Origin of the sequence: Microseira wollei NIES-4236, from assembly GCF_020521235.1 — a bacterium.
GTDB lineage: Bacteria > Cyanobacteriota > Cyanobacteriia > Cyanobacteriales > Aerosakkonemataceae > Microseira > Microseira wollei.
Map to the genome: position 1 here is coordinate 41,844 of NZ_BLAY01000044.1, position 18,151 is coordinate 59,994.

The window sequence follows — 18,151 nt, forward strand, 5'->3', positions numbered from 1 at the left end:
GTTTCTTTGGGCAATTATTGCTTTCTCCACTGCCCCCCTGCTCCCCTGCCCTAATTATTGCTTTCTCCACTGCCCCTCTGCTCCCCTGCCCCTCTGCCCTGTGACATCATCGCACAGATGGCGAGTTTCGCCGTCGCCAAAAGGTTGGCTGGGATTTTGCGACAATTCCCCGTTTGTGCGTAAATAATCTTGTATCCAATCGCAACCAGAGGCAACGATGCCATCGAGCGATCGCACTTTCTCGACATTCCATAACATCACGCTACGATCTTCGCCAGCAGAGGCGAGTTGCTTGCCATCGGGACTAAAAGCCACCTGCCAAATGCCGCCAGTATGGACTTTCAGGGTAGTTAATAAAGTGCCGTCTGGTTGCGACAATTTAATGATGCCATCCCCACTGCCAGCAGCGAGGAGTTTGCCGTCGGGACTAAATGCGACTGTCCGCACTGCATCCTGATGCTCTGCTAAAGTTTTCACCAGAGTTCCATCAAGTCGCCAAAGTTTCACGGTTTTGTCATCGCTGCCACTGGCTAAGAGTTGACCATCAGGACTAAAGGCAATTGACCGAATCACGCTTTGATGGGCTTTAATCGTGTGCAATAACTTACCGTTTTTTGTCCAGAGTTTGATCGTGCCATCCCCACTACAGGAGGCGATGATTTGACCATCAAGACTAAAACTCGCCACCCAAACTCCGGCTTGATGTCCTGTTAATTTTGCCAGTAAAACCGGAGTTTTCCCGGCAACATTCCACAATCCTACCGTGCCATCTCCACTCCCAGAGGCAAGTAAAGTACCATCGGGGCTAAACTGGAGCCTTCTCACTGTCCCTGTATGTCCTGTGAGGGTGGCGAGGAATTTTCCCTCCCTTGTCCAAAGTTGCAGGATGCCATTGGTATTGGCAACAGCCAACCGTTTGCCATCGGGACTAAAGCTGACTCCCATCAAACCTTGATCTGTTTTCCAGCTGCGTAGGATGACACCCAACGTAGCTCTATCCCCAATTTCCCACAGCTTGACGGTTTTATCCATACCAACAGAAGCGAGCATTTGGCTATCGGGACTGAAGGCGATGCCAAAAATCAATGCTTGATGACCATTGAGAGATTTGAGTAACGGGTTGTCAGGTTTCCAAAGTCTGACTGTATTATCCCAAGCTTGAGAAGCAATCGTTTTACCATCGGGACTAAACTCGACATCCATAATCATGGCACTGTGTCCAGCAAAGCTACGCAGGAGTTGGGGATTGTCCCAAGTTTTACCGACGCGCTGCCAAAGTTTCACGGTTTTGTCATCAGATACGGAAGCTAGCTGTGTACCATCGGGACTAAAGGCGACACCGAATACTATGCCGTTGTGTCCTTTCAGGGTAGTCAGGAGAACAGGGATATTTCCGGAAAATTTCCAGAGTTTAATCGTGCCATCTGTAGAAGCAGAGGCGATGGTATCTCCTTGACGGGTAATGGCAATACCCAGGATCGCCCCGGCGTGAGCGGGGATGGTTGCTAACTGTTGACCGTCAACTTGCCAGACTGTGAGATCCCCATTTCCCTTCCCCACCAGGATTTTTCGGCTATCTCGAGTAAATACAACTGCCCAATTTAAAGCCCTACCTAGATTCAAGGTTTTCAGTAGGGTACCATCCCGTCGCCACAGTTTGATTGTGCCATCTTCACTCACAGAAGCCAGAAATTGCTCATTGGGGCTGATATCAATATTATTAATGATGGCTTGATGACCCTTGAAAGTGTGGATTAATGTGCCATCTAGTCGCCACAGTTTGAGAGTGCGATCGCTACTACCGGAAGCAATCAGTTGACCATCTCGACTGAAGACAACGCCACTGACTGATGCTTGATTTCCTTTAAACATTTTCAGCAGTTTACCCTCTCTTGTCCACAGGTTGACGGTATTATCTATGCCTGTTGCTGCGATCTTCTTCCCATCTGGACTAAAGGCGATACCGTAGAGTCCTGACGCAGGTTTGGATAGGCGGTTATATTCATCGGCTCCTAAAATAGCTTGCTGAAGGACTAATTCCACCTGGCTTTTCGTGTCAGCATCCACTTCACCTAACGACAGCATTTTTTTTCTGGCTCGCAAAGCTTCAATTAGGGCATCTAAACGCCGATTAGAGGCAAATAGACCTTCAGAAGAAGATGCCAACGCCTGAATTTCGTTGATTCTGGCAATATTTTCGCTCTGCACTGCTTTCCTATACTGCCAGAAAGCAGTTATTCCTAACCCAGTGGCAATAAATAGAGCCGTACTTAGTGTGGCAATAAATATCTTTTGCCTTTGGGCATTTTTTTGTTCTTCTGCAAGTCTTTTTCCTTCTTCAATCAGTCGCGCCTCTACTTCTTTAATCCGCGCTGCTTCTAATGCCTGTTGTACTTCTTTGCGGTCTAATTCCTCACTCGCTGCTAAAAACTGATAATCCAAATCGCTCAAACTTTTGCCTTGCGCCCAAGCTTGAGCATCCCGCAAAGCTTGTCCCCGTAATAGCCGGGAAGGATCGACTCGATCGGCAGCGACCCAAGCTTCTAATAATTGGGAATAGGGTCGGAGTGCATTTAATTTTCTTTCCACCCATTCCAGGTTAAAAACTGCTTGATAAATCGGGTTTTTCACCTTCAATAATCCTTGACTTTTTACCACCAAACCTGATATTAAAAGTTCGCCTTGTTCGTGGCTTTGGTCAAGGGGTATCTCGACTCCTTGTAAAATTTGCTGATAAATTCCCAACAACCTCCCCGCCCACTTCTCTTTATGCAGCAGGCGGTTGCGAATGGTTTTCAAATGCTCCGGTTCATCCCGATCTTCCCAATTTTCAATCAGCGACGATTTGACTAACTTTTCTACCCAAAAGCTTTCATTGCCCGTAACAATTTCGCTAAAATTAGTCTCGGCTTTTTGGCTAAATTCTATAAGTAGATTACACAGTTTTTGGGTGAGAAATGGTTGCCCGCCTGTCCAAGCTAATATCTCTTGCAAAATCTTCCTTGAGTTCTCAAACCAGGCTTTTAATCCTGGGACTAAAGGTTCCGCTTCTTCCAGGGTAAAGCCTTGCAAATCGATGGCTTTCCCGATATTAAAGGGAGTTCGCTGGCGATTTTGAATCAGATCGCTGGGAGTCGCCACTCCACAAATCACCCAAGTGATGCGATTGTATTCCGGATTTATCTTTCTTTGGTTATAACAAAACCGAATCAGGGCAAAAAAATCATCAACTGGAAAGCCTAAACTGAGGATGCTATCAATTTCATCCAGGAAGATGACGATGTTCTGGTCAGGGATTTGAGCTAATAAAATATCTTCGAGAAAATATCCTAATCGCTGAAGTAAAGATAATTCTTCTTTCTCTTGCCACCAAGATTTGAGCTTAACTTTTTTAAATATACCTAAACCCAGACATAAATCGGTGGCGATTCCTTTATACCATTGCTGGGGCGTAACCATTTCGCTGCCGACGCGAGTCAGATCCACAGTTGTACAGAGAAATCCTTCCTCTTGCAGTCGATATCTGGTGCGGACTGCAAGAGAGGATTTGCCCATCTGACGACAGTTGAGGACGTAACAAAATTCCCCTTGTTTTACGGCTTCATAAAGTTCTGTGTCTGCCTTTCGTTCTACATAACTGGGGTGATCGTTGGCAAGAGAGCCACCAACTTGGTAATAGGAACTGTACATGGGGTGGGGAGGATGGGAGCGGACAAGTTAGTATCAATTTTCACATAATAACGTAAGTTGCTAGTTATCTCTATGCTTGGGGCTAATGGCTAATGGCTAATGGCGAGATTGGTAAAAATCTTATATTAGCAATTAGCAAGCTTGCAAGCTGGCAAGGCCAAAGCTTATAACTAGCAACTTGAGTTAATAGTGACTGGGGATTGGGAAAATGAGGAATTGACTTTTGACTTTTGGTAACTGCTCACCGCAACTGCGTTGCGGTATCGCCAATGGAGGCTCATATCTGACCAGGGAGGAAGCTTGGTAAGGGTTTGAGCCAAATAGGCAAAAATAGAGTATAGTAGCTTCCATGCTCAAGAAAGCTACACTGACCAGCGAACCGATAGAGATAGCCATTGCCGTAGAGAAGATGGCGCAGGCAATGCTGTCGTTAGCAGAATGGCTACTCAAGCAACAGCAGCAGCTACAACAGCAACAAAGAAAACTCCAAGAAAAACAGCAGTTAATAGAACAGCAGCAACAGGAGATTGAACAGTTAAAAGAAGTACTCGACAAGCTAAAAAACCGCAACTCATCAAACAGTTCGACTCCCCCATCAGCAGACCTGCTCAAAAAGCCCAGCGACAAAAGTAAGCGAAAAAAAGGGAAAAAACGCGGCCCCAAATATGACCATCCAGGCAAGACACGCAATGGATTTGGAGATCCGGACAAAATCATTGAGCTAGAACTGGAAACATGTCCGATATGTCAGGCAGCAGTAGATCCAGTGACAGCAGCAAAGAAGAAAGTACAACAAGTAGCCGAACTAATAGAGCAACCCGTAGAAATTAGAGAATATCGTCGTCGCTTATGCCAGTGTAACGATTGTGGCTGGTCGGGATACTCTCAATTACCACCGGTAGTAAGGGAAGGATTCAGCTATGGTGGCAGATTATGTAGTGTGGTTGGTTGGCTAGGATATGGGGGTAACTTGCCTTGGCGAAAACAAGAATATTTCGTGGAACATGTCTTGGGAGTTCCTATCTCTCAAGGGAGTTTAGCCAAGATGCAGCGTTACTTCCAAGAAAGCTGGCAGCCAATCTATCAGCAATGGTTGAGCTACGTGCAACAACCAGGTGTGCGCTGCGTTGATGAAACCACTTACTGTATTGATGGCATTAAGTATTGGTTGTGGGTGGCAACCAGTGACCAAGTTTGTGTACTTTTGTTAGCTCCCACCCGTAGTAGTGCTGAACTAAAACAGCTATTGGGAGAAGATTTTTCTGGCATTCTTAGCAGTGATTGTTTTAGTGCTTACAATCCCCAATCGGCGGCGGCTTGCACAGAAGTGTTTAACCCATCTCGAACGTGACTTGGAAGCGCTCAATACCAGTCGTTTTGAGGAGAATCGTCTCTTCGCTCAAGCTGTGGGTGAGATTTTAGCCACCGCCAGAAGTTGGTATCGCGACTACCATGCTGGTCAATTGAGCCGCTTTCAAATCGCTGGTCAGCGTCCGGTAATTGAGGCTCAATTGCTTGCAGTTTTAAACAATCCACCTGAAAAGGGATGGCCTGCCGATGCCCAAAGATTAGCCAACCGAATTCAACGTTATTGGATAGAATGGTTCACTTTTTTAGACTATCCAGAAGTTAAACCTGACAACAATGATGCTGAACGAGCAATAGTCCGGTGGTCGTGCATCGGAAAGTAACTGGAGGAGCGCGAAGCGATTGGGGCGCGAGGGTTTGTAGCCCAAATGTTTAGCTTTTTAGAAACAGTTCGGTTGCCTGGTGGGGAAGCGATATGCCTCCCTTCCGCTTCGCGATCGCACAATTATATGAGTTACTGTCTTTAGCTGGTCGTAGCCCTCCAGGCTTACAATTCAACTGATCTTTTCATTGAAAGAAATTGAATCAACCAGTTTTCCAAAAACTTCCGTCTTGCTTGTGGCAACTTTTTCTGGAATACCACCTATAACTCTAGTGCGTAGCGAAGTCTGACATCATTGGCAATACCGCAACGCAGTTGCGGTGAGCAGTTACGAAAAAAAGCCACAAAAATCAGCGGTTATGGAAAATATTGAGAAATTGGTTGAAGAACATGACAAACAAAACGGAAGAACTGTTACAAGAATTTCACCCATTGCCGGTGAGCCGAATTTTAGTGATGTCAGAGGTAATCGGCATACTAACGTCAGTGCTAGCAAAACAAGTTAATGAACTCCTCAAGATTGACAGGGAAACCTCAGAAAAAGAAATGGAATTTATTATGAGTTCTGCTGCCCAAAAAGCCGATTCAGCCGTGATGAAATACTCAGTTGAACAAATCATTGAGGAGTTAGAACGTTGGCCTAAAGCAAAAGAAATAGCAAAGGACATGAAAGGCCAAACAAAGGAAGAACTGTTAGAACAATCTTACCCAACGACGGTGACCGAAATTTTAGTGATGTTAAATGTAATAAGTAACCGTTCAGGGGGTGCGCCTGCGGCGCACCACCCCAAGAGGAGTTGTCAGCTAAATATTTTTCAGAGTGTGGCGTCAGCCAATAAGAACTTCATCACAAACAAATTGGCTCAATAGCCAATTTAAGAGCATCAGTTATTCTGAGCAAGGAACTAACTATATTAAGCTAGGTTAAAAATTCAAGCGTCATTTCACGATCATTCGAATTTTGGCAGCTTTGAAGGAGCAGATTTACCTTCACGGGCATTTACAACAGCAGTTGTGATAAACTCCAAGATATTGCGTTGTTGCGATTTAAGTGTAGTAACTACAGTTAGCATTCGTGCCACAAAAGTACTCCCTGCTTTAGTTTGGGAACCAAAACTGGTACGCCGCCATATTACAGCCGGACGAATAGCTCAAAGGGCAGCATTGTTGGTTGGCTCAACACCTGGAGTTGTCACAAATAACCACATCGCACCCTCAACCTTAAGTAGTTGACGACAAGTGCGAACCGTTTTCGCCAAAGGGGTTTTTTCTTTGGATGTAATCTCGTAATCGGCGCCTTGTTGTAACAGTGATACGATCTGGCGACGAATATCTGTGACTAATTCCACAAAATCACCACGAGCAAGAGTTCCATCCCTTACCCTCTGCCATAACTCAAATAACTTTTCTTGTTGTTGGACTAATCTAGTTCCTAATTCTTTTGATACCCCAGGACGTTCCGAGATTTTAATAAATTCTCGTTTCAGATGCCCCCAACACAATTGCCGACGCTCGATGTCTACCCAGTTGTATGCACCATGTCTATCCGAGGTTAAAATTCCGCCAAAATTTTCACCCAAAAGGTTTTGAGCAGCAGTAGTGCAACGAGTCAGTGCCACCTCAAAAAATGTCACGCTTCGGTGTGACCGCTACCCACAACCAAGCTTGTCTGTGTTGAGGATTGCCACCGTCGATATTGGCTTGATTGAAACCTGTTTCATCCGCGGCGACAATTTCTTGCTGCTGGATGTAAACTTTTGCTTCATTCACACAATCGGCAACTGCATTACTCGCTTCCAGCCTTAGTTTGTTTACTGTTCCCAAAGAAATTGAGATGCCAAACAAGTCCGCCAGGGCGCTTTGTACCATGGGGTGGCTGTTACGGTATAATCCACTTAATAATGCTACCGTTGCCACAGTTCTTACACCGTATCGACTTGGGCTGACGTTGTCGGGCAATGTTGCACGAGTCGCAGTTCCACATCGCTCACAAGTCAATTGATGCAGACGATGTTCTATGACTATTGGTTCAATGGGTGGAATCTCAACTATTTGGTGGCGATAGGGGAAAGTATCCTCTCGCTTAAGGCTTTCTCCACAACATCGGCATGTTACTGGATGATGGTCGATCACCGAGCTACATTTTTCTACTGGATATAAGTTGCGGCTTTTCCCCTCATGACCAGGCTGACCACCCCGTTTCTTAGTACTTTTTTTGCGGGATTTCTGGCCTTTTCCTGGTGGGTCACTTGAGGGTGGTGATGATGAGTTTTTTGATGTTTTATTAACTTTTTCTAATAGTTGCTGCTGGAGTGAGAGTAATTCAAGAGCCTGTTGTTCTAATGAGTCAATCCGCTGCGCCATTAACTCCACCATTTTTTTGACGCTGGCTGGAGTTTTCTCCCAATCATCCGGGGGGATTTGCTCTATGATGCTCTTGCGCGGATCTTCCATGAGTCTCAAATTAGCAGAATTGAGCGCTGGTTTTTGAAGCCCACGCAAATACTCTCAAATCTTTACAACCTTGCTTGCCGGGTGGTGCGCCAAAGGCGCACCCCCTGAACGGTTACGTTTCACGAGGATCTAGACCTCAAGAATTTGACCAAACGGAACAAAGCTCATCTGGATGAAACCGGAAAGTTTCTTCCCTATGGTCAGTCTGCCAAGTCTGGACTGAACAAATCCTGGAATGATGCCGCAATAGGAACCTTTTTCAAAACCTTGGAATACATAGCCGAAAAAGCACTGGCTCAGGTGGTGGCAGTCAAACCAAACTACACTTCTCAATTTCTCTCGTATCGAGACGAAAAAGTATTCACGGACTGCGAAATCCGCGAATATTGGCATGAAATTGCACAATTGCTAGTAGATCGCGACATTAAAGCCGCGATTAATATCAAGCGCGTCGGCCTGGGACTGTTCCTGACGATAAACAGCCGTAGCGGGAAGATCAAAGTGTCCCACACTCAGAGTACCGCGATGGAAGTTCTCGTGGGATTCGTTTCGGCGAAACTCGAAAGAGGAGATGCCGAGCTTTGTTAGGGTAATCTTCGGATTGAGTTCGCACTTATATCCCCTAACAATGACAACTCAATATCCATACAGGTGAGGAAATCTAGTCAAGCCAAAAGCGCCACCGCCAAAAGCAAAGATAACTACTAGAGTCGAAAGACAAAAGGGAAAACAGCACGTTGGTAAAGCAGGGGATGGAGAGAAGACGTTTAAACCATTGCCTTGCAAGGCTTGTGTGACAAGGTGAAAGTTAGACTACTTGAAGCCCAATTCTGACGGCATAGGCGATTGCCTATTCCTACAACGTCTAACAGGAATAATCTTTTGTGTGTAGTTTTAAACATTTGAGCAACACAACTTCTTCAAACGATGTCGGCCATCAATGAGACGGCTCAAAGAATGAGTGGGACACCTAAATCACACTATTACGTACCGAGTTGATGAAGCACGGGATGGCCATAGGACGCGAGTCCTATGGCTACAGAGTTCTCATAGTAGTCTGAGGACCCGAAAGCCGTCCACTCAGGCATTGGAGAACAGGTATTCCTCACACTAAAACCAAGAGGTACGCGAGATGCGGGATGCCGAAACGGTTCTTAATGTAATCCTCGACAGAGGCCAACGAGGGTTGCCTCTGGGAAAAGATGTCAAAAGACAACTATTCAACCCGAATTTGTAACTCCGAGCGTACAGTCGCATCTACAAAAATGATGGGGCAATGACGCGAGGAATTACTGAGGAAACTGCTGATGGAATGTCTGTCAAAAAGATTGAGATCCTCATAGAAGATATTCGCTATCAACGCTTTCGATGGACACCAGTACGACGAGTTAACATTCCCAAAAAGAATGGAAAAACTCGACGGCTTGGTGTCCCTACTTGGATAGACAAACTGGTTCAAGAAGTGGTACGCTCGATGCTTGAGGCATACTACGAACCTCAGTTTTCTGACAGCAGTCACGGTTTGGAGCCAGAGCGCGGATGCCACACGGCTTTAACTACTATAGACCGTACCTGGCAAGGAACCAAGTGGTTCATCGAAGGAGACATTCGCGGTTGTTTTGACAACATAGACCATAAAATCTTGATGTCAATACTGCGTGAGAAAATTAAAGATAACCGCTTTCTCAGGCTGATGGAAAATCTGCTCAAAGCAGGTTATTGCGAGCAATGGAAGTATCATTATACTCTCAGTGGTACGCCTCAAGGCGCAATCGTTTCACCCATTCTCGCCAATATTTATCTCGACAAGTTGGATAAGTTTGTCTGGGAGAGTCTAATTCCAGAATATACGCGCGGTCAAAGAAGAGCCGAAAATAAGGAGTATGCCAAACTCCAGAAACTCGCTTGGTACTACAGGAAAACCGGACAAACTTTAAAAGCGCGTGAACTGGAAATAAAATACCAGAAAATGCCTGACAAAGATGTTCGTGACCCTGAGTACAGAAGGCTGTCTTATGTACGCTATGCCGATGACTTTTTACTTGGCTTTATAGGGTCAGTTGCAGAGGCAAAGGAAATCAAGGAAAAACTGAGAACATTCTTAGCTGATAACTTGAAGCTCGATATGTCCTCTGAAAAGACCTTGATTACAAATGCTCAGAAAGGAGCGGCAAAGTTCTTGGGGTACTCGGTCGTTGTTCAACAGTCGGACTTTTGCACACTCAAGGTAGGCGTTCGCTGAACGGCATTATTGGACTGGGAATTCCTACTCGTTTTGTGCAAGAAAAGTGCGCCCAATACAAGAGGAATGGCAAACCCATTCATCGCCCGGAACTGATTAATGATGAGGACTTCACAATCGTCAGCATCTATCAGTCAGAATACAGAGGGTACGTGCAATTCTACAGTCTGGCCCAGAACATCCCATGGCTTTCAAAACTTCAATGGGTCATGTGGCGTTCCCTGATGAAAACACTCGCCTGTAAACACAAAACTAGCGTGGCGAAAATCTGCTCCAAGTACCATAAGACGGTCAAGCTCCCACAAGGTCGGCGCAAATGGGTGGAAATTACCGTCAATAGGGAAGTTGACTTCTCCCCCGCATAAATGACGGGGGATTCTAAGGGTCGGCTCAGCAATGGTCTCTTGACACATTGCTGAGCTTTTCCTTTTTAGAGTTCCAGAGAAAAACCAAAGATGGCGCAGTCAAAAACGCCCTACAGATCTTGGCTAGATCTAAACCTAGCTGTATCTCTACTTTGGTAAACTAAGCGACTCCCTCACGAGAGCCGCTCGTCTTCAAAACCGTGCTTGAGACTTTCGTCTCACACGGCTCCTCAATTGCTTGGGACTTGTCCTTGTGTCTACCTCCTTGGCTCCCATCTTGCCTTGTTTTTTCATCGTGGCAGTGTCTGTGAAGTAGCTCTAGATTTTCCATCGAATGCTTCCCACCTTTCGATTTAGGCACTTTATGGTCTTTTTCCCAGATATCTCCTTCTTTGAAAGCTAGTCCGCAGTGGGCGCATTTCCCTTTTTGCCTTTTAAGTAGTTTGGCTACTGTGGGGTCAATTTCTGGGTACTTGCCCATTCTTGTACTCCAGTATGCTGTGTTTCCGTCGTAGGGATAATTTTCACCTTTAACCTTGATGTGTTTCTTTATCTTGGTTTCGCTGTGTTGCCACAGCTTTAAAGGGTTATTATTTTCCCTAGTTGAGAAGACCCAGTTATCTCCGCCGATGGTATGCCAATACTTCTTGACTATCCATCCTCTATTTTTATGGGGATGGCGACGATATGCCCAAGTTCTGAGTTTCAGGTAAAGTTTGTGGTCTAATTCGGAAAAGATTTCCGAGCTTGTGACAGTTGCGTAGTAATTAGTCCACCCTTTTATCACCGGATTGAGTCGGCTGATGAGCGCCGTCTGAGATGATGTTTTGTGGGATTCAATAAGATCTGCCAACTGTTTGTAGTGTTCCCTTACTTTCTCGCTACTTGGTTTGATGAGGGTTTTGTAGCCTAGCTTTTTGCCAAATGCATTTGTCCCCGATTGGTTTTTTCCAACGTATTGTCCGACATAAAACCCCAAGAAGTTAAATCCGGGTTTTTCCCTTTCGTATTCTTGGAGGGTGTGAGCAATTCTGGTTTTACTAGGTTTTAATTCCAGTCCAATGTCTTTTAACCACTCAGCAATGATTTGCTGGCATCTTTGGACTACGGTTATGTCAACGCGCGAGAATCACGAAGTCATCGGCATAACGTATTAGGTTTAGCGCCTTGCGGTTATCCCGCTGGCAACCCTTGAAGGTTTCGGCGTATTGTTTTATCCGTTCTGCCATCCCGTGCAGGGCAATGTTTGCCAATAACGGCGAAATAACTCCGCCCTGTGGCGTACCCTGAGATGTCTCTTGAAACTCCCCAAGGTCTAGTACTCCACTTTTTAACCATGCCTGAATTTGTCGGTTGATGGTGGGAGATTTATTTAGTTTTTTGAGCAGTTTCTTGTGGTCGATTTGGTCGAAGCATTTTGATATATCAGCATCCAACACATACTTTGGTTTCTGATTGATTGCTATAAATATTGCTGCAATCGCATCTTGACATGAACGTCCTGGTCCCAATCCATAGCTGTTGGGTTCAAATCGCGCTTCCCATTCTGGTTCTAGTGCCAGTTTGACTAGCGCTGGCAAGGCGCGGTCGTTCATTGTGGGTATCCCCAAAGGTCGTTTCTCATCCGTTCCTGGCTTGGGTATCCAAACCCGTCGTGTCGGCTTTGCTTTGGAGCTTAATTTCATATTGGCAACCAAGGTGAGACGTTGCTTTGGGGTTAGCTTTTTGATGCCATCCACACCAGCCTTCTTGCGGCCAGTATTGTCTTGTGTCACCGCTTCTAACAACCTACCTAAATCTACTCATGCCGAACAGAATTAGTGCAAGTCCAAGTCAAAGGTGTAACTTCCTCAAGGTAAAAAGAAGCGCGTAATGGCGGATTGCTGATGGCTCGGCTTGCGCTCAACCATAAGCCCTGACCACTTTTCCCCAGTTAGAGTTTGCGACCTTGAGGTATGAGCTATTGGGTTGTAGTATACGATTAATTTGTGTTAGGTGTTTTATGGTTTTCACGCCATCTAAGCCTTAACAACCCGCATTAATCAAGCGTAATTACATTCTACTACCACTGTCAATACAACTCAATCTCATCTGAAGTGAGTAGGTTTAAGGAGAAATAGGTAGGTTTTTTGAAACTGTTTTTACCCCTTCTGACCGCGAGACACTTGGCTGACCAAGACCTGATCAGAGTTTTCTGGAGTCTGCGAACTGCCTTAATGTCACCACGTTGACAGGCTTGATAGATGCGTTTTTGCAACTTGTGGACTCGTCGTTCCAGTTTCTTCCAGGGAATATCCCGCCATTCTGTAGAATATTGGTATTCGAACCCTGTACAGATTGGTATGTCCTTGTCCCATCTCATCCTGTACTTTTGTACGGCTTTAAGCTTATTCATTGCTTGACTCCACCTCTATCTTCCAAACAATCGTGAGTCTGTCAGCATATCCTTGGCATTACCCAAGGCTTTCGCTTTTGACTCAATCCTGCCCCAAGGTTTCCTGGTTTCCCAGATGTTGCGTCAAGGTTGACTACTACCTGAATCGACCTTCAGGAGAGATACCTTGGGGTTACCTCGTTCCGAATGCTCATTGTTTGAGTCTTTAGAGTGGTACTATCCATCGGGTTTATTGGTAGCGCTTGATGGTCAACTGACATTTTGCCATCACCATTACCTTTGCCTTTTGGCTCCAGCCTGTCAGCCTTATTTGGCTGGTCCAACATCACGATGGTTCAGACGTACCTTCACGCTTTCGCATTACTCATGGACTCTTGCTTGATGTGTACCGGATTGGGCTTCCAGTAGGGACACCTTTTCACCCTGCTTTGAGGATTGAAGACCATTCGCTACCCCAAGGGTGATGCTTTCAACGCTGCGCCTGCGCGGTAGGACTTACACCTACATGAGCATTCAGTTGTCAAGGTTCTGTTGGGTTTTATCCCTTCTTTTCCTTGCCCGTCATCCCTGAACTGTTCTAGGGTACTTAGTCCATTTCGACGGAACGAGTCGCACTCGCAAGATGTTTACAGCACCATTGGCATCCGCATTAACAAATTGCCCGTTTTTAGTCTGGTACATACCACGTTTTAACCGCTTCCCGCTCGGCTTCCACCCTTCCGGCTTAGAGCCGAATACAGGCAAGAAGTCGCGCTCCAGAAAACTAGCTTTGCTTGTATAGCTTTCTTCTGTTTCTACGAATCGGATTCCATATTGTTCGCATAATTGCTTGATTCTTTCCTTGAGTCGCGCGGTAGGGATTTGGACAAATTCTTGATTGTTTTTCTTCCCCAGTTCAATGCCGTTTTTATTGCCCTGGTTCCAACCAAACACAACAGTGCCAATACGATGAGTTAAACAACGATTGACAACCAATCTAGCAGCTTTGTTGACAGCATCCCTTATTTGCCGATTTCGCTTTTCAGCAATACGTGCCAACTCATCATTCCAAAATCCTTGTGACTTACCTGACTTCAGAATTGCCACCCGCTTGTTGTAAAACTGATTTAAACTTTTCAGCTTGCGTCCGTCAACAATAAAGCTGATGCCAACATTGCAAACCCTGGTCAGCCAATTGTCTAATCCAGGATCTATTCCTAACGCCCGATCGAGAGCCACATCAGCTTTTATTGATGGCAGCAAGTAGACAAACTCAGCATAAAAGCAGCCATTTCTGGGCAATATCTGTAACTCCTTTATTTCATTTAACTTTAAGTTATACGGCATGGTAACAAAAAAATCCGCTACTTGAAACCAGGTTTTTATCAAGGTTCCGAGCGGTACTCGGATCTATCCATCCTTAAGCTTCAAAGCCTGCTTGGGATAGCTAACTACAGAATAGCCACCTTTCTTTTTGTACTTTGGTGGTTTTGGCTTATCTGCTACATTTCCCGCGATGAAAGCGTTTAGTTCACTAAACGATTTAAACGCTTCAGCTACCGACCTAAGTACCTGCTGTGCAGCTTGAGAATATAAAGCCTGAAAGTGCTTTTTCTACTTTTTTTCTAAGTCATACTTGCCAATTATGCGGCGGCACTTGAACCAAACTTGTCTGGCATGGTAGATGCCACAGTTGGTTAATTTGTTGGCCTCTGAACAAACGAATTCTAATATCGCCGCTAGCTCTTGGTTGGGGTTTAACAGAACTTGCTGGCATCCATACATTTGGTGTCACCCCCTTGCTAGTATCATATCAGATGTCATGCGCCAAATCATGATGAAAACCAAAAAAGTAGAAGTACGGATGAGAGAATACGAGTATAATCAGTTGAGACAAGAAGCCATTCGTAGAGGGATGACTAATTGCGAACTCGTTAGGTCAATCATTGCTAAACTCCCTGAACCTAAGTGAGGGGACAGGCGGGTTAAAACCCGCCACCGGTTTTCATCCCCCCTCTTAGAGGGGGCTTTCAACCTTTGTCTTGGTAAGAAACCACTCGTGGCTCGTTTTGGTGGTCTATCGCTAAAACGTAACCCAAAAGCAACCATTCCAGACCTGCCCTTGACCCGAAAGCCGCCAGAAACAAACGAGCTGATAAAACGGCTCCTTGCGGACGAGTGTGAGGTCTGTGGGGCGAAAGGTGACATTGAAGTTCACCACGTTCGCGCTCTCAAAGACCTCAAGGTAAAGGGAAGGAAGTCTAAACCGCTCTGGATGCAGATTATGTCTGCACGCAGACGGAAGACTTTGATCGTTTGTCGCCAATGCCATGACGCCATCCATGCTGGCAAACCTATTTTTAGGCACATCACGGAATAGGAATACTGGAGAGCCGTGTGCCTGGAAATCTCGCAAGCACGGTTCACCAGGGGGCTAGTCGGAAAAGGAGCCATAGGGAGACCTGGCTGGCTAGCTACCCACTTTTGACCGCATCAACCATAAAGCCCTACTCCAGAAACTAAATCAAAAAGGAAAAGTCAGGCAACAGATTAAAGCTTGGGTGAACTACCACACACTGCCCTAGCGGGTAACCGTTCAGGGGGTGCGCCTGCGGCGCACCCCCTGAAGAGAAATTTGAGCAACGATATTTTTCAGATCTGCGTGCAAGCCAACAAGAACATCAGCACAAAATCTCGTGACTATTGAACCAATTTCCTTACCTCACTTATTGTGAATAAAGGATTAACTATATAAAGCTAGATTAAAAGTTCAAGGAGCATTTTCACGAGTATTTGACTTCTGGAAGTAAAGAAGGAGCAGATTTACCTTCACGAGCATTTGTAACAGCAGTTGTCATAAACTCCAAAATATTACGTTGTTGAGATTTAAGGGTAGTAACTACAGTCAACATTCGTGCCACAAAAGTACTACCTGCTAAAGTTTGGGTACCAAAACTGGTACGCCGCCATATCACAGCTGGACGAATAGCTCTTTCTGCGGCATTGTTGGTTGGCTCAACACCAGGAGTGGTCACAAATAACCACATTGCACTCTCAACCGATAGCAATTGACGGCAAGTACGAACCGTTTTAGCCAAAGGGGTTTTCTCCTTCGACGTAATTTCGTAGTCGGCAGCTTGTTGTAACAGTGATATTATTTGATGACGAATCGGTTTGACTAATTCGACAAAATCACCACAAGCTAGAGTTCCATCCCTGACCCTGTGCCACAACTCGAATAAGTTTTCTTGTTGTTGGACTAATTGCGTTCCTAATTCTTTAGATACCCCAGGACGTTCAGAGATTTTAATAAATTCTCTGCTCAGATGTGCCCAACATAATTGCCGACGTTCTATGTCTACCCAGTTGTACGCACCATGCCTATCCGAAGTTAAAATTCCGCCAAAATCCTCACCCAGAAGATTTTTAGCAGCAGTAGTACAACGAGTCAGTGCAATCTCAAAAAACGTCACTAGGGGGGTGACCGCTACCCACAACCAAGCTTGTCTTTGTTGTGGGTTCCCACCGTCAATATTAGCTTGATTGAAGCTGGTTTCATCCGCTGCGACAATTTCTTGTTGCTGGATATAAAGTTTGGCTTCATCTACACAATCAGCTACTGCATTACTGGCTTCTAGCCTCAGTTTGTTTACTGTTCCCAAGCATATTGAGATTCCAAACAAGTCTGCTTTAGCGCTTTGTACCATCCGGTGGCTGTTACGGTATACTCCACTCAGTAGTGCTACCGTAGCTACAACTCTCTCACCGTATCCACTTGGGTTTACATCCTCTGGCAGGTTGGCGCGAGTGGAAGTTCCGCATCGTTCACAGGTCAATTTGTGCAGGCGATGTTCGATGACTATTGGTTCAATGGGTGGAATCTCAACTATTTGGTGGCGATATGGGTCTTTGTCTTCTCCAAACAGCCTTTCTCCACAACATGAGCATTTTACGGGATGATGCTCTATGACTGTCGTACATTTTTCGATTGGGTATAAGTTCCGGCTTTGGCCTTCATGTCCTGGCTGACCGCCCCTTTTTTTTCCAGTCTTTTTTTTTTATTTGTGACTAAATCCTGGCGGGTCACTTGAGGGTGGGGATGAGGATTTTTTTGATGTTTTATTGACTTTTTCTACTAATTGCTGTTGCGCTTCGACTAATTCAATAGCCTGTTTTTCTAATGTCTCAATGCGCTGCGCCATTAACTCCACCATTTTTTTGACGCTGGCTGGAGTTTTTTCCCAATCATCACGAGGTATCTGCTCTATTATTTTGGGGCTGTGTACTTCCATGAGTCTTACATTACCAGATTTTGGTTCCTATTTTTGACGCCCGTCTTTTTCCCCAAATTCTTTACAACTCCTCTTGGGGTGGTGCGCCGCAGGCGCACCCCCTGAACGGTTACCCTAGCGGGTCAGTGTGTGGCTCTCTCAAATCCCGTAGAGATCTGAGAACTACCATCGCGGTACTACTCGTTAGCGACACTTTGATCTTCCCGCTACGGCTGTTTATCGTCAGGAACAGTCCCAGCCCGACGCGCTTGATATTAATCGCGGCGTTAATGTCGCGATCTACCAGCAATTGTGCAATTTCATCCCAGTATTCGCGGATATTGCAATCGGTGAATACTTTTTCGTCTCGGTACGAAAGAAATTGAGAGGTGTGATTTGGACGGACACCGACTACCTTAGCCCCAGCTTTTCCGGCTATGTATTCCAAGGTTTTGAAGAATGCTCCTATTGCGGCATCATTCCAAGATTTGTTAAGTCCAGACGAAGCCGCTTGACCATTGGGAAGGCATTTCCCGTCTTCATCCTGCTTGGCTTTGTTTCGTTTGGTCAGATTTTTGAGGTCTAGATCCTCATGAAAAAATACCTTCTTACCCGTTCTCACAACTTTGTGAGCCGTTTTGAAGGCGTGATCCTGGCGATATCTAGCAATCCGTTGATGAATTCGTGCTTCACGTTTCGCTAGGAGAGCGACGACGATTGCTCCCTTGCTTTCTAGCAGATTTGCGCTTAGAAACGTTTGCAAGCTTCGATTGAGTCTTTCTGAACGACTTGAGGGACGGTAGTTTTTGACCGTCTGAAAGTGCCAGAAAATCATCTTCATGCAGTACCGCATCCATACCCGTCGAATTGTCCCACGTTGGCACAATTTCATCAGGCATGAAATTTGGAACCATTGAATCTTCAATGCAGAGATTAACGTAGTCGGGTAAGGGAGAGCAAGTCGCCTTGTCTCCCTCCCCTAAGAACCGAACGTGACACTTTCGCATCATTCGGCTCAAGCTCCTGCAAGCTCAACATTTAGACCCTTTCCATGTACCTGTTTAT

At 45.5% G+C, this 18,151-nt stretch carries 6 protein-coding genes and 7 pseudogenes; 6 read left to right on the forward strand and 7 right to left on the reverse strand.

Annotated elements, in window-relative coordinates:
* Window positions 1–54: 54 nt before the first annotated feature.
* Complete coding sequence (locus MiSe_RS16285; RefSeq protein WP_226581884.1) at window positions 55–3,690, reverse strand: WD40 domain-containing protein; 3,636 nt, start codon at window positions 3,688–3,690, stop codon at window positions 55–57.
* 349 nt (window positions 3,691–4,039) lie between these two features.
* On the opposite strand from MiSe_RS16285, the pseudogene tnpC (MiSe_RS16290) reads away from it, so the two are divergent.
* Window positions 4,040–5,560 (forward strand): annotated as a pseudogene (gene tnpC, locus MiSe_RS16290) (IS66 family transposase).
* 210 nt (window positions 5,561–5,770) lie between these two features.
* A complete protein-coding gene (locus tag MiSe_RS16295) occupies window positions 5,771–6,250 on the forward strand; it encodes a hypothetical protein (protein ID WP_226581887.1) in 480 nt (159 codons plus the stop codon).
* Window positions 6,251–6,330: 80 nt separating this feature from the next.
* On the opposite strand, the pseudogene tnpC (MiSe_RS16300) reads toward MiSe_RS16295, so the two are convergent.
* A pseudogene (gene tnpC, locus MiSe_RS16300) lies at window positions 6,331–7,834 on the reverse strand (IS66 family transposase).
* Between the two features lie 111 nt (window positions 7,835–7,945).
* Here tnpC (MiSe_RS16300) and MiSe_RS16305 point away from each other — a divergent pair.
* The 3 genes and pseudogenes from MiSe_RS16305 to MiSe_RS16315 all read left to right on the forward strand — a co-directional run.
* A pseudogene (locus tag MiSe_RS16305) lies at window positions 7,946–8,422 on the forward strand (zinc ribbon domain-containing protein); the annotation flags it as partial.
* A gap of 688 nt (window positions 8,423–9,110) precedes the next feature.
* Entirely contained in the window at window positions 9,111–10,076 is a 966-nt protein-coding gene (locus MiSe_RS16310; RefSeq protein WP_226581893.1) for a reverse transcriptase/maturase family protein, read from the forward strand.
* Entirely contained in the window at window positions 10,049–10,441 is a 393-nt protein-coding gene (locus tag MiSe_RS16315) for a group II intron reverse transcriptase/maturase (RefSeq protein ID WP_226581895.1), read from the forward strand. Before MiSe_RS16310 ends, MiSe_RS16315 begins: the two co-directional genes overlap by 28 nt.
* Window positions 10,442–10,601: 160 nt before the next feature.
* On the opposite strand, the pseudogene ltrA reads toward MiSe_RS16315, so the two are convergent.
* From ltrA to MiSe_RS53830, 3 genes and pseudogenes are all read right to left on the reverse strand, one after another.
* A pseudogene (gene ltrA, locus MiSe_RS53825) lies at window positions 10,602–12,216 on the reverse strand (group II intron reverse transcriptase/maturase); the annotation flags it as partial.
* A gap of 296 nt (window positions 12,217–12,512) precedes the next feature.
* Window positions 12,513–12,836, reverse strand: coding sequence for a reverse transcriptase N-terminal domain-containing protein (locus MiSe_RS16325; protein WP_226581899.1), 324 nt, complete (start codon window positions 12,834–12,836; stop codon window positions 12,513–12,515).
* A gap of 615 nt (window positions 12,837–13,451) precedes the next feature.
* Window positions 13,452–14,600, reverse strand: a pseudogene (locus tag MiSe_RS53830) (RNA-guided endonuclease InsQ/TnpB family protein); the annotation flags it as partial.
* 274 nt (window positions 14,601–14,874) lie between these two features.
* On the opposite strand from MiSe_RS53830, the gene MiSe_RS52705 reads away from it, so the two are divergent.
* A complete protein-coding gene (locus MiSe_RS52705) occupies window positions 14,875–15,195 on the forward strand; it encodes an HNH endonuclease (protein WP_373872803.1) in 321 nt (106 codons plus the stop codon).
* Window positions 15,196–15,598: 403 nt separating this feature from the next.
* Here MiSe_RS52705 and tnpC (MiSe_RS16335) read toward each other — a convergent pair.
* Window positions 15,599–17,107 (reverse strand): annotated as a pseudogene (gene tnpC / locus MiSe_RS16335) (IS66 family transposase).
* Window positions 17,108–17,216: 109 nt separating this feature from the next.
* Window positions 17,217–18,027, reverse strand: a pseudogene (locus tag MiSe_RS53835) (RNA-guided endonuclease InsQ/TnpB family protein); the annotation flags it as partial.
* Window positions 18,028–18,151: the final 124 nt, after the last annotated feature.